This is a genomic window from Roseomonas sp. SRI_022, assembly GCF_057586215.1.
The window spans coordinates 161,430-173,869 of the sequence record NZ_JBYCZL010000004.1; the positions used below are offsets into that span (position 1 = coordinate 161,430).

11 protein-coding genes are annotated in these 12,440 nt (G+C 68.9%); 8 read left to right on the forward strand and 3 right to left on the reverse strand.

All coding sequences use genetic code 11. From position 1 onward, the window contains the following. Positions 1-8: 8 nt before the first annotated feature. The 8 genes from speB to AC2YHJ_RS05540 all read left to right on the forward strand — a co-directional run bounded on the left by speB (position 9) and on the right by AC2YHJ_RS05540 (position 9,892). Positions 9-905 carry an agmatinase gene (gene speB, locus AC2YHJ_RS05505; RefSeq protein ID WP_487394508.1) on the forward strand — a complete coding sequence of 299 codons (897 nt, stop codon included), beginning with the start codon at positions 9-11 and terminating at the stop codon, positions 903-905. A gap of 506 nt (positions 906-1,411) precedes the next feature. Then, positions 1,412-2,635, forward strand: a complete 1,224-nt coding sequence (locus tag AC2YHJ_RS05510) for a type III PLP-dependent enzyme domain-containing protein (RefSeq protein ID WP_487394510.1) — start codon at positions 1,412-1,414, stop codon at positions 2,633-2,635. Positions 2,636-2,656: 21 nt separating this feature from the next. Continuing rightward, positions 2,657-4,063 carry a homospermidine synthase gene (locus tag AC2YHJ_RS05515; RefSeq protein ID WP_487394512.1) on the forward strand — a complete coding sequence of 469 codons (1,407 nt, stop codon included), beginning with the start codon at positions 2,657-2,659 and terminating at the stop codon, positions 4,061-4,063. A 40-nt stretch (positions 4,064-4,103) separates the two neighbouring features. Further along, positions 4,104-5,804, forward strand: coding sequence for an acyl-CoA dehydrogenase family protein (locus AC2YHJ_RS05520; RefSeq protein ID WP_487394513.1), 1,701 nt, complete (start codon positions 4,104-4,106; stop codon positions 5,802-5,804). 581 nt (positions 5,805-6,385) lie between these two features. After that, entirely contained in the window at positions 6,386-7,414 is a 1,029-nt protein-coding gene (locus tag AC2YHJ_RS05525; RefSeq protein WP_487394514.1) for an ABC transporter permease, read from the forward strand. Further along, positions 7,411-8,313 (forward strand): ABC transporter permease, encoded by a 903-nt coding sequence (locus tag AC2YHJ_RS05530; protein WP_487394515.1) that lies wholly within the window; start codon positions 7,411-7,413, stop codon positions 8,311-8,313. The genes AC2YHJ_RS05525 and AC2YHJ_RS05530 overlap by 4 nt, the downstream gene beginning before the upstream one ends. Then, a complete protein-coding gene (locus AC2YHJ_RS05535; RefSeq protein ID WP_487394516.1) occupies positions 8,310-9,161 on the forward strand; it encodes an ABC transporter ATP-binding protein in 852 nt (283 codons plus the stop codon). Before AC2YHJ_RS05530 ends, AC2YHJ_RS05535 begins: the two co-directional genes overlap by 4 nt. Continuing rightward, positions 9,158-9,892 (forward strand): ABC transporter ATP-binding protein, encoded by a 735-nt coding sequence (locus AC2YHJ_RS05540; RefSeq protein WP_487394518.1) that lies wholly within the window; start codon positions 9,158-9,160, stop codon positions 9,890-9,892. The genes AC2YHJ_RS05535 and AC2YHJ_RS05540 overlap by 4 nt, the downstream gene beginning before the upstream one ends. 6 nt (positions 9,893-9,898) lie before the next feature. Here AC2YHJ_RS05540 and AC2YHJ_RS05545 read toward each other — a convergent pair whose 3' ends face one another. The 3 genes from AC2YHJ_RS05545 to AC2YHJ_RS05555 all read right to left on the reverse strand — a co-directional run bounded on the left by AC2YHJ_RS05545 (position 9,899) and on the right by AC2YHJ_RS05555 (position 12,331). Further along, positions 9,899-11,494: an ABC transporter substrate-binding protein gene (locus AC2YHJ_RS05545; RefSeq protein ID WP_487394519.1), complete on the reverse strand. Its 1,596-nt coding sequence runs from the start codon at positions 11,492-11,494 to the stop codon at positions 9,899-9,901. 182 nt (positions 11,495-11,676) lie between these two features. Continuing rightward, positions 11,677-11,850: a hypothetical protein gene (locus tag AC2YHJ_RS05550; protein ID WP_487394520.1), complete on the reverse strand. Its 174-nt coding sequence runs from the start codon at positions 11,848-11,850 to the stop codon at positions 11,677-11,679. A gap of 91 nt (positions 11,851-11,941) precedes the next feature. Then, entirely contained in the window at positions 11,942-12,331 is a 390-nt protein-coding gene (locus AC2YHJ_RS05555) for a PilZ domain-containing protein (protein ID WP_487394521.1), read from the reverse strand. Positions 12,332-12,440 lie beyond the last annotated feature (109 nt).

Consider the following 12,440-nt stretch of genomic DNA (forward strand, 5'->3'; position numbering starts at 1 on the left):
CCTCCGTCATGCCCACGCCCGTCACCTTCGCTGCCCCGCACGCCTTTCTTGGCGCTCGCCCCGACGACCGCGGCGCTGCCTTCTGCGTCGCGGGCGTGCCGCTCGACATCGGCACCACCAACCGCGCCGGGACGCGGGACGGGCCGCGGGCCGTCCGCGCCGCGGCCCGCATGCTGACCGATGGGCGGCATCCCGAAAGCGGCGTGGACCCGACCGCGCTAGACCTGTCGGACCTCGGCGAGTTCGGGATCGCCCTCGGTGACATTCCCGAAAGCCTGCGCCTGATCGAACAGCAGGCAGCGGGGCTGCGCCATCTGCTGGCCTTCGGCGGCGAGCACGGCGTGACGCTGCCGCTGCTGCGGGCCCTGACGAAGCGCATCGGCGGACCGGTGGGCCTGGTGCATATCGATGCCCACCTCGACACCTCCGAGGATAATTTCGGCCAGCGCTTCGCCCATGGCTCGGTGTTCTGGCACGCCATCACCGAGGGGCTGATCGCGCCGAAGCGCATGATCCAGGTTGGCATTCGCGCCCCTGCCTGGCCCGAGATGTACGATTGGACGCGCGGCCAGGGCGTCACGATCCTTTCGGCGCAGCAGGTCCATGAAAGCACGCCCGCCGCCGTGGCGGCGCAGGTCTGCGAGGTGGTGGGCGGTGGGCCGGCCTATCTGTCCTTCGACATCGACGGGCTCGACCCTGCCTTCGCGCCAGGCACCGGCACGCCGGAGGTCGGCGGCCTCGCGACCTGGCAGGCGCAGGGGATCCTGCGGCGGCTCGGCGCGCTCGATTTCCGTGGCGCGGATGTCGTGGAGGTCGCGCCGGCCTATGACGTGGCGGAGATCACCGCGCTGGCGGCGGCGACGATCGGCTGGGAATACCTCTGCCTGCAGGCGGCGAAGGGCTGAGCTTCGGCTTGGAAGCCGCCACCGGCCGGAGACTTTCCGGCAAGGCCGCCCGTCCCCCCGGCCGATATGCGCGCCATTCATGGCGCCTCCGCGCAATTTCACTTGAATTCGCCGGATCGACTGCATAGTTTCCGGCCCGCGCCCCCGGTGGGGCGCTGACGCCATCGCACGTGCCGCGAGGCCTGGAGCATCCGGGCCACAAGCAACGACGGGACGCGTCCTTTGTTCGATCCGGCCATTCGCGTGGGCCGGAAGGTTCGAGGGAGCCGCCTGTGTCGCCTGTCCGCCGCCTTGCGATGGAGACCCATCGCATCAGACGCAGCGCCTGATCCGCGCCGTTGCGCCGGCGTCCCGTCCCTAAGCCCGTTCCGCGGGCCGAGGGGGGCGCGGGGCGTCGTCCGTGGCGGACTGCCGGCAGGCTCCCTCATTCCCCGCCGCCGCGCCCACCCGAAGGGTCCGAGGCGCGGCGGCGGGCGCACACTTCTTGCCCTGAAAGCCTTGATGCGATGAACCAGATCCGCCCGCGCGGCGCCGTCGCGCCGCTCCGCCGCCCCGCCGTCCCGGCCCGCCGCCCGAGCGTCGATGCCGTGGTCGCCTCGCTGCGCCCGGAGGAGCCGGTGCACTGCCTGCGCCCGCAGGCGGTGACCGCGGCCGCGCGCGCCTTCGTCGCCGCCTTCCCGGGCGATGTGCTCTACGCCGTGAAGTGCAATGCCGAACCGACCATGCTGCGCGCCATCGCGGCGGGTGGCGTGACGCATTTCGACTGTGCCTCGGACGCCGAGGTGCGGCTGGTGCGCAGCCTGTTCCCCGAGGCCACCATCCACTTCATGCACCCGGTCAAGTCGCGCGGCGCGATCCGTAGCGCCTGGACGCAGCATGGCGTGCGCGACTTCGTGCTCGATACCGATGGGGAGCTGACGAAGATTCTCGAGGAAGCGGGTGGCGGCGACGAGCTCGGCCTGGTGGTGCGGCTCGCCCTGCCCAAGGGCAATGCGGCCTATGACCTGTCGGGCAAGTTCGGCGCCGCGCCGGTCGATGCGGCTGCACTTCTGCGCGCCGCTCGCCCGCATGCCGCACGGCTCGGCCTGTCCTTCCATGTCGGCTCGCAATGCCTCGACCCGGCGGCCTGGACGCGCGCGCTGGCGCTGGCGGCCGAGGTGATCGCGGCGTCCGGCGTCACGGTCGAGATCGTCGATGTCGGCGGCGGCTTCCCGGTCGCGTATCCCGGCAGCGAGCCGCCGGCGCTGGCCGCCTTCATGGACGCGATCCGCGCCGGCGCGGCGTTGCTGCCCGAAGGCGTGCGGCTGTGGGCCGAGCCGGGCCGCGCGCTGGTGGCGGGGGGTGCATCGGTGGTGGTGCAGGTACAGCAGCGGCGTGGCGATGCGCTGTATGTCAACGATGGCGTCTATGGCGCGCTGTCGGATGCCGGCGCGCCGGGCTTCCGCTTCCCCCACCGGCTGATCCGCCTGGATGGCCAACCGTCGGAGGTCATGCGCGCCTTCACGCTGTTCGGCCCGACCTGCGACAGCGCCGACGTCATGCGCGGCCCCTGGATGCTGCCGGCCGACGTGCGGGAGGGCGACTGGATCGAAGTCGGCCAGCTCGGCGCCTACGGCACCGCGCTGCGCACCGCCTTCAACGGATTCGATCGTGCGCTTGTCACGGAAGTGTCCGATTCGCCCATGCTCGCCACGCCGGGCTATGAAGCCGCCGCGGCACGCGCCGCCTGATTCTCAGGGGAAGACAGAACGATGAAGCACGCCGCCTTCTCCGGGCGCTTGGTGATGCTCGGCTTCGGTTCGATCGGCCAGGGCGTCCTGCCGCTGATCCTGAAGCATATCGACATGCCGAGGGACCGCATCGAGATCGTCACCTCCGATGACCGCGGCGCGGCGATCGCGGCCGAATACGGCATCGCGCACACGGTGCTGCCGCTGACCCGGGAGAACTACGAAAGCGTCCTGCGCGGCCGCCTGGTGACGGGCGACTTCCTGCTGAACCTGTCCGTGGATGTGTCCTCGGTGGCGCTGGTAACGCTGTGCCGGGAGATCGGCGCGCTGTACCTGGATACCTGCGTCGAGCCCTGGGTCGGCGGCTATACCGATCCCTCGCTGACGCCGTCGCAGCGGTCGAACTATGCGTTGCGCGAAAGCGCACTCGCGCTGAAGAACGGCGCCGGGCCGACGGCAGTGACGACGCATGGCGCCAATCCGGGGCTGGTCTCGCACTTCGTGAAGCAGGCGCTGCTCAACGTCGCGAGCGACACCGGCCATGCGACGGACGTGCCCGCGACGCGGCAAGGCTGGGCGCAGCTCGCCGCCGATCTCGGCGTGAAGGTGATCCACATCGCCGAGCGTGACACCCAGGTCGCCGCCGGTCGCCCCAAGGCGCGCGGGGAATTCGTCAACACCTGGTCGATCGACGGCTTCGTCGGTGAAGGCAACCAGCCGGCGGAACTCGGCTGGGGCAGCCATGAGAAGGGCCTGCCGCCCGACGGCCGGCGGCATGATTTCGGCTGCGACGCGGCGATCTATCTGATGCGCCCGGGGGCTTCCACGCGCGTGCGGTCCTGGACGCCACTGGAAGGGCCGATGCACGCCTTCCTCATCACGCACAACGAATCCATCTCGCTCGCCGACTACTACACGCTACGCGACACGTCGGGTGCGGTGCTGCATCGCCCGACGGCGCATTACGCCTATCACCCCTGCGACGATGCGGTGCTGTCGGTCCATGAGCTCGCCGGCAAGAACTGGGAGATGCAGGACAAGCAGCGCCTGATGATGGAGGAGATCACCTCCGGCGTGGACGAGCTTGGCGTGCTGCTGATGGGTCACAAGAAGGGTGCGTACTGGTACGGGTCGCGCCTGACCATCGAGGAAGCGCGCGCGTTGGCGCCGCACAACAATGCGACCTCGCTGCAAGTCTGCGTCGCTGTGCTAGCCGGCCTGGTCTTCGCCATCGAGAACCCGAATGCCGGGGTGCTCGAAGCCGATGAGCTCGACCACGCCCGTGCGCTCGAGATCTGCCTGCCCTATCTGGGCGAGATGGCCGGCGTGTATTCCGATTGGACGCCGCTGCAGGATCGCGGTGCGCTGTTCCCTGAGGATGTGGACACCGCGGACCCCTGGCAGTTCTCCAACTTCCGGGTCGTCTGACACTGCGGCATGGGCGTATCCTCCACCCGAGGAGACGCCCATGACCATCATCCGCCCGAACCGCCCCGCCCCGGTCGGTGCCGAGGCCGTGCCGGACAGCCACGGCCTCAACCTGTTCCGCGCCGATCCGACGCTCGCCGCGCTGTTGCCGCTGTACCTGCCGGACGACCTGCTTGCGCATCTACTGCCTCATCTCGACCGGCTGGGTGGACTGGCGGGCGGGGCGCTGGCGGATCTTGCCGCGACGTCGGATGTGAATCCGCCCGAATTGGTCCACCGCACGCGGCGTGGGGAGGATGCGCAATCCATCGACTACCATCCCGCCTATCGGGAAATGGAGCGTCTGGCCTTCGGGGAATACGGCCTCGCCGCACTGTCGCATCGCGGCGGCGTGCTCGACTGGCCGGCGCCGATGCCGGCTGCCGCGAAGTACGCCATCACCTATCTGTTCGTGCAGGCGGAATTCGGCCTGTGCTGCCCGGTCTCCATGACCGACAGCCTGACGCGCACGCTGCGAAAGTTCGGTGCGCCCGCACTGATCGACCGCTACCTGCCCGCGCTGACCTCACAGGACATGGACGAGCTGTTCCAGGGCGCGATGTTCATGACCGAACAGGGCGCCGGGTCAGACATCGCCAACACCGCCGTCACGGCTGCGCCGCATACGGATGGATCCTGGGCGCTGACCGGCGACAAGTGGTTCTGTTCCAACGCCGATGCGGAACTGGCGATGGTGCTGGCGCGCCCCGAAGGCGCATCGCCGGGCATCAAAGGCGTGTCGCTGTTCCTGCTGCCGCGGACCTTGCCTGATGGCGGCGCGAACCGCTACCGCATCGTGCGGCTGAAGGAGAAGCTCGGCACACGGTCGATGGCGAGCGGCGAGATCAAGCTGGAGGGCGCGACCGCCTGGATGATCGGTGAACCCGGCGCCGGCATGCGCCAAATGGCCGACATGGTGAACAATTCACGCCTGTCGAACGGCGTTCGCGCGGCGGGCATGATGCGCAAGGCGGTGACCGAGGCGCTGTTCATCGCCCATCGCCGCATCGCCTTCGGCACGCCGATCGTCGCTCTGCCGCTGATGCGCCGTCAATTGGCAAAGATGCTGGTGCGAGCGGAACAGGCGCGGACGATGGTGTTCCAGACGGCCGAGGCACTGCGCCGATCGGATTCCGGCGACGCCGCCGCCTATCCTCTGCTGCGCATCCTGACACCGCTGATCAAGTTCCGCGCCTGCCGCGATGCGCGCGTCATCACCGGCGATGCGATGGAGGTGCGCGGCGGCTGCGGCTACATCGAGGACTTCCCCGATGCGCGGTTGGTGCGCGATGCGCATCTCGGTTCGATCTGGGAAGGCACGTCGAACATCGTGGCACTCGACGTGCTGCGCGCTGCGGCGCGCGAGGGCTCGCTGGAGGCGCTGGAGGCACATCTCGCCGGCCTGCAGGGCGCCACGCCCGAACCGCTGCCCGGGCTGGCCGAGGCGACGGCGCGGGCCTTCGCCCTGGCACGCCACGCCGGCAGCGAAGGCGGTGCCGTGCTGGCACGGCAGGCGGCAACCGGGCTGTACAATGTGGCGTCCGCAACCGCGATGGCGTGGGAAGCGGCGCAGGTGGATCAGCCGGATCGGCGTACCCTGGCGGCGATGGTGCTGACGCACCGCGTGCTGCCCCGCGATCCGCTGGCCGCGGCGGCCGAGGCCATTCCGGACGCATTGCTGCGCGACCCGGGGATCGCATGACCACAACGGGATCGAGGTGACGCCGCACCTGGCCGGGCTGCCCGTCTCCGAGAGAAACTCCGGCGCGGGATCGGCCGTTAAGGCTGTGAGCAAGCCGAATTCTGGCACTCCTGGCCGCCGCCCCGTCGGCTATTTGCACGGGGCGGGCAGCGAAGCGCCCTCGCCGCTGTGTCTCCTGGTGCTGGATCACTGTCAGCGCCAGGGGCCGGCCGGCCGCCATCATCGGCGCGACCGCGAGCAGAGCAATTGATCCTGTGTTCCTCGATCCGAGGCACCCCGCCCGCCCGGTCTACGGTCTCGGGCACCGACATCCGCGCCCGTCGCGACCCGGACGTCGCAGCACGGTGTTCCAATTCCCGAACATTCACGTGGCAGCGTGTGCGGACGACGCTTTCCTGCGTCGCACCGCCCCGCCGGTTCTGCACTCGACAGTGGCCCCGGCCGCCGTGCATCGTGACACCACTTGGAAGCCATTCAGGTGAGGCCTCCGCGATGACAGCATACCCGTTCGCGCGCGCGTGGGCGTGGGCCGGCGCGTTGGTGCGAGCACCCCAGGCGCGCCGGGCGAAGGCGCATGCTGCGTGAGGCGGTTCTCCGCCGCGCGGTCACGAGCATTCCTCGCCGGCCTCGCCAGCATTCCGATCACGTTGTTCGGCCTGGTGCTGGTCACCTTCCTGATTGGACGGGTGGTGCCGATCGATCCGGTGCTGGCGATCGTCGGCGACCGTGCGCCGCAGGATGTCGTGGAGCGGACGCGGATCGAACTCGGTCTCGACCGGCCACTGCCCGAACAGTTCATCCGATACCTCGGCCAATTGCTGTCGGGCGATCTCGGCCAGTCCGTGATGACAGCGAATCCGGTCACCGAGGACATCGCGCGCTTCTTTCCCGCAACCTTTGAGCTTGCAACGGCGGCGCTGCTGCTGGCGGTCCTGGTTGGCGTGCCGCTTGGCGTCCTGGCGGCGGTGCGCCAGGGGACGGCGGCGGACCAGGCAATTCGGCTGTTCTGCCTGACCGGCCACAGCCTGCCGGTCTTCGTGCTCGGCCTGCTGTCGCTACTGGTGTTCTACGCCGGGCTCGGTTGGGCGCCGGGGCCGGGCCGGCAGGGGCTGATGTTCCAGGACATGGTGGATACGCACACCGGTCTGCTGACGGTGGATGCTGCGCTGGCCGGTGACTGGGCCGCGTTCCGCGATGCACTGGCGCATCTGGCGCAGCCCGCGGGCGTGCTTGCCTTTTTCTCCCTCGCCTACATCGCGCGCATGACGCGTGCCTTCATGCTCAACGAACTGCACTCCGAATACGTCACGACGGCCCGCGCGAAAGGGCTTTCGGAAATGCGGATCATCTGGGGCCACGCCTTCCGCAACACCGCCGTGCCACTCGTGACGGTGCTGGCGCTGACCTATGCCGGGTTGCTGGAAGGCGCTGTGCTGACGGAGACGATCTTCTCCTGGCCCGGCCTCGGACAGTATCTCACCGTATCGCTGCTGAACGCGGACATGAATGCCGTGCTGGGCGCGACGCTTGTAGTCGGGCTGATCTATGTCGGGCTGAATCTGTGCGCGGACCTGCTCTATCGCGTGCTCGACCCGCGTGTGCGCGCATGATTCGCGCCTTCTCGCGCGAATGGCTGCTGTCGGAGGCGCCGGGCTCGCGCGCCCAAGCGGCCTGGGGCCGGCGCTACCAGGCCTGGATCGCGTTCCGGCGCAACCCGCTGGCGATGGCGGGGTTGCTCGTCGTCGTAGCGATGCTGCTGCTGGTGCTGCTGGCGCCGCTGCTCGCGACGCATGATCCTGGGGCACAGATCCTAGATCAAAGGCTGCAACCGCCCTCGCGCGACCATTGGCTCGGCACGGATGAGCTGGGCCGCGACATCTGGTCACGCATCCTCTACGGCGGGCGGATCACGCTCGGCATGGTGGTCGCGGTTGTCGTGTTGGTCGCACCGATCGGCCTGCTGGTCGGCGCGACCGCGGGCTACGCGGGCGGCCTGCTCGACCGGCTGCTGATGCGCGTGACCGATGTCTTCCTCGCCTTTCCGCGGCTGATCCTCGCACTTGCCTTCGTCGCCGCGATGAAGCCCGGGATTGGCAGTGCCATCGCCGCCATCGCGCTGACCGCCTGGCCACCTTATGCGCGGCTCGCGCGGGCGGAGGCACTCGGCGTCCGCAACGCGGATTTCATCGCCGCTGCACGCATGACCGGGGCCTCGCCGTTCAGGATCGTACTGCGCCACGTGGCACCGGTCTGCGTGCCGAGCCTGATCGTGCGCGTCACCCTCGACATGTCCTCCATCATCCTCACGGCGGCGGGGCTCGGCTTCCTTGGCCTCGGCGCCCAGCCGCCGCTGCCGGAATGGGGTACGATGATCGCGACGGGGCGGCGCTTCATCCTGGAACAGTGGTGGGTGCCGGTGATCCCCGGCATCGCGATCTTCCTCGCTAGCCTCGCCTTCAACCTGCTTGGTGATGGGCTGCGCGACGTACTGGACCCGAAGCAGCGATGAGCGGCGAAACGCTGGCCGAGATCCGCAACCTGCGCATCGATTTCCCGACGCCTTCGGGCTGGCTGCATGCGGTGCGTGGCGTGTCGTTCACCATTGGGCGGGAGAAACTGGCCATTGTCGGGGAATCCGGCTCGGGCAAGTCCGTCACCGGGCGCGCGTTGATGCGCCTGCTGCCGCGCCAGGCGCGGATCGCCGCCGATACCCTGCGCTTCGGAGATACCGACGTACTGACCGCCCCGGAACGCGCCATGCGCCGCCTGCGCGGCGCGCGGATGGGATTGATCCTTCAGGACCCGAAATACTCGCTCAACCCGGTCATGCCGGCCGGCCGCCAGATCGCGGAAGCCTGGCGCGCCCACAAGCGTGGCAGCCGTGCGGAGGCGAAGGACGCAGCGCTCTCGCTGCTCGAACAGGTGCTGATCCGCGACCCGCGCCGCGTCTTCGACGCCTATCCGCACGAACTCTCCGGCGGCATGGGCCAGCGGGTGATGATCGCAATGATGCTCGCCCCGGGGCCGGACCTGCTGATCGCGGATGAGCCGACCAGCGCGCTCGATGCCACGGTGCAGACAGAGATCCTGCGGTTGATCGACCGCCTCGTCTCCGAACGCGGCATGGGGCTGCTGCTCATCAGCCACGACCTTCCGCTCGTCTCTCGCTTCTGCGACCGCGTCGCGGTGATGTATGCCGGTCAGGTGATGGAGGAACTGCCGGCGCGCGACCTCGCCGCCGCACGCCACCCCTACACAATGGGCTTGTTGCGGTGCCTGCCCCGCCTGGCGGAGAAGCGGGGGAGCCTGCCGGTTCTCCGACGCGACCCCGCCTGGCTGGAGGAGGTCCCTCGGTGATCGAGGTGCGGAGCCTCGATGTACGGTTCGGCCCGGTGCATGCCGTGCAGCAGGTCTCCCTCAGCGTGGCGACCGGGGAGAGTTTCGGCTTGGTGGGCGAGAGCGGTTCCGGCAAGTCCACCGTGCTGCGCGCACTGGCCGGGCTGGCGCAGGACTGGACCGGCCACATGGCGATGGACGGAAAGGCACTGGGTCCGCGCCGCGATCGCGCCTTCTTCCGCAACGTCCAGATGGTGTTCCAGGATCCCTACGGGTCGCTCCATCCGCGCCAGACGGTGGACCGCATCCTGAGCGAACCGCTCGCGGTGCACGGCATGACGGACGCCGATGCGCGCATCCGCCGTGCATTGGATGAAGTGGCGCTGCAGGCCGCCGTGCGCTTCCGCTTTCCGCACCAGCTCTCGGGTGGGCAGCGCCAGCGCGTCGCCATCGCCCGCGCCTTGATCGCCGACCCGCGCGTGATGCTTCTGGATGAGCCGACCTCGGCGCTCGATGTCAGCGTGCAGGCGGAGGTGCTGAACCTGCTCGCGGAACTGCAGCGCGAGCGAGGGCTTACCTACCTGCTGGTCAGCCACAACCTCGCGGTGGTGGCGCATCTCTGCGGGGCAGTCGCGGTGATGCGCCAAGGCCGCATCGTGGAAACGCTGACCGAGGCCGAACTGCGTGCCGGCCAGGTGGCGCATCCCTACACGGCGGAGTTGCTGGATCTGTCGCGCGACCTGGAAGGATGATGCGGGTCAGGTCTTCTGGATGCGCCCGTACCGCGTTCCATCGAACAGCAACCCCACCTGCAGGCCAGTGGTGCGGCTATTGGCGACCGTCGCCTCCACTTCCTGCAGCAGCCACACATAGGGCCCCTGTTCACGATCGAAGACCTGCAGGTCGCGATAGAGGCTGATGCGCTTTTCCGTATCCGGTTCGCGCAGCGCCGCCTGGATCCTGCGATTGATCTCCTCATCGTGGAAACTATTGCGCCAGGCGGCGTTACGCACGCGCCCGGCGTCGCTGTTGTCCGGATTGAACAACACGAAGTCCGAATTGTTGTGCGGGTCTAGGAAGTCCGAGCCCCAGCGCGTCAGCACGATATCGGTCTGCCGCGCGCGATAGCGGCCGAGCATCTGGCGGCCTTCGCCGGGCGTCATGCGGAGCCGGACGCCGACCTCGGCCAGATTGGCCTGGATCGCCTGTGCGATGTCGCTGAAGGGGCTTGCGGAGGTGTAGTCGAGCGATGCCTCGAAGCCACCCGCGAAGCCGGCTTCGCGCAGCAGTGCGCGGGCGCGGTCCGGATCCCGCCTGAAGGGATGGTCCTCGAGCGCGCCAGCGAAGCCTTTCGGCTGGTGCGACTGGTGGACGACGTAGGTCCGCGGGACGAGGTTGCGCTGGATGCCCTCGTAGTCGATCGCCCATTTGAGCGCCTGGCGCACCTGCGGCTTCGACAGCGCCGCATGGCGCTGCGACAGGCCCAGGTAGAGCAGGCTCGCCTTGGGGCTGAAGGTCACGCGAAGCCGCTGGTCGGCCTCGGCGCGATTGAGTTCCTCCGTGCCGAGGCGACGCGCGATGTCCACGTCACCACGCTGGAGCGTGAGGAACTGCGTCGCTGGCTCCGGGATGTGGCGCAGGATGATGCGGCGGACTCGCGGCGGGTCCGGGGCGTGGGGATTGGCATCCAGCGTGATGCTCTCGCTCGCGCGCCAGGCGCGCAGGGCGAAGGGGCCGGAACCCGCGCTGTTCTGCTTCAGCCAGCCATTGCCGAAATCATTCTCTCGTGCCCGCGCCACGGCGATCGCGCGCTCGACCACACCGCCGACGCCGGCGGAAAGGGAATAGAGGACGAAGCTCGGCGCCAGGCCCTCCGCCACTTCGATCGTGAGGGTGTGTGGGTCCGTCGCGCGCACCCGCTGCGCGACATTGTCCGGCGCCAGGCCGAGCTGGGTCAGGATGAAAGCCGGCGACTTGTTCAGCGTGACGGCGCGATGGAAGGAGAACGCCGCGTCCTCGGCCGTGACGGGGTTGCCACTGGCGAAGCGCGCGTTCCGTTTCAGCCGGAAGGCGAGGACACGCCCATTGCCTGATACCTCCCAGGATTCCGCGAGGTCGCCGACGATCCGGCTGGCGTCGTCATCGGCCGGCCGAATCAGCCGCTGGTAGCAGTTCGCCGCGATCTCACCTGAGGTGTATTCATAGGCCTCGGCCGGATCGAGGCTCACCGCGTCGTCGATGCGGCCAGCCATGACGACGAGTTCGGCCGGCGTCTGCGCCCGCGCCGCACGGGCCAGCGCGAGGCCGAGAGAACCCGCAACAGGTGCGGCGAGCACGGCGCGACGTGTAGTCATATCCCGGTTCCTCCCATTCGACATCTGCGCCGGCGAGGCCTTGCTGCAAATCGGAGGAGCTCCGGGTCCAGGATGGCGCAATGCGTCCCGATGGCTGAAGCCGAGGCTAGCGATGCGTCGCACGCAGCGTCAAGGCGCGGGGCATGTCGGATCGATCCGGTGCGCGCGGCCCGGCCACGGCTTCAATCACGTCTCGGCCGCTGCTGCTTCGACACCGGGCCGAAGCGGATGAGGTGAGCGAGCTGCACGACCTCAGCCGCGGCGAGCAGTTCGCCCCGGCGCGCATTGGCCAGCACCGCGTCCGGGCGGCGGGCAGATCGCGACGACGTCGCACACACCGTGCGCAACGACGCCATTCCGCGTCGCCGCGTCGTGGATTGCCACCGTCACAGCATCTGCCGGTGCTAACGGATCGTCTGCGAGCCGTTGCCCAGGCTACGGCAGCCTTCAGCCAAGCACGTCCCGCAACGCCTCCTGCCAGAGTTCCCTCTCGGCCGCACCCTCGATCGAGAGATGGACACCGAGCAGGCTGACACCGCGAACGCGGGCCAGGATCGGGTGATCCGGCATGCGGTCCAGGCGCAGGCGCACCAGATGGCCGGCGATGACGTTGCGGACGCCGTGCAGCATTGCCCCACTTGTCGAAACGTCGCGCACGACGGCCCGCTGAACCTGTGTCCCGGACACGACCGTACAGTCCTCCCGCAAGGGAAAGCGCGGCGCGTCGCGGCGTTCGTCGAGCCCAGCGGCGATGGTCTCGGCGAAATCCTTCGGATTGGGGGGCTCGCCGCCCAATGCCACGACCTCAGTATCTGTTGGCGTTTCCTCGGCAGCCATGCGCCCTCCGGCACCAAATGTTGCAGAAACGCTTCGCCTCCCTTGCGCAACCATAGCGAGTATTTCTATGCAGTCGAATTCAACTTAAGCGGCGGTACCGGGCCGGTGC

Excerpts from the sequence above, each read along its gene's own strand:
- speB (WP_487394508.1), top strand. The coding sequence starts at position 9 with ATGCCCACGCCCGTCACCTTCGCTGCCCCGCACGCCTTTCTTGGCGCT.
- AC2YHJ_RS05510 (WP_487394510.1), top strand. The coding sequence starts at position 1,412 with ATGAACCAGATCCGCCCGCGCGGCGCCGTCGCGCCGCTCCGCCGCCCC.
- AC2YHJ_RS05515 (WP_487394512.1), top strand. The coding sequence starts at position 2,657 with ATGAAGCACGCCGCCTTCTCCGGGCGCTTGGTGATGCTCGGCTTCGGT.
- AC2YHJ_RS05520 (WP_487394513.1), top strand. The coding sequence starts at position 4,104 with ATGACCATCATCCGCCCGAACCGCCCCGCCCCGGTCGGTGCCGAGGCC.
- AC2YHJ_RS05530 (WP_487394515.1), top strand. The coding sequence starts at position 7,411 with ATGATTCGCGCCTTCTCGCGCGAATGGCTGCTGTCGGAGGCGCCGGGC.
- AC2YHJ_RS05535 (WP_487394516.1), top strand. The coding sequence starts at position 8,310 with ATGAGCGGCGAAACGCTGGCCGAGATCCGCAACCTGCGCATCGATTTC.
- AC2YHJ_RS05545 (WP_487394519.1), bottom strand. The coding sequence starts at position 11,494 with ATGACTACACGTCGCGCCGTGCTCGCCGCACCTGTTGCGGGTTCTCTC.
- AC2YHJ_RS05550 (WP_487394520.1), bottom strand. The coding sequence starts at position 11,850 with ATGGCGTCGTTGCGCACGGTGTGTGCGACGTCGTCGCGATCTGCCCGC.
- AC2YHJ_RS05555 (WP_487394521.1), bottom strand. The coding sequence starts at position 12,331 with ATGGCTGCCGAGGAAACGCCAACAGATACTGAGGTCGTGGCATTGGGC.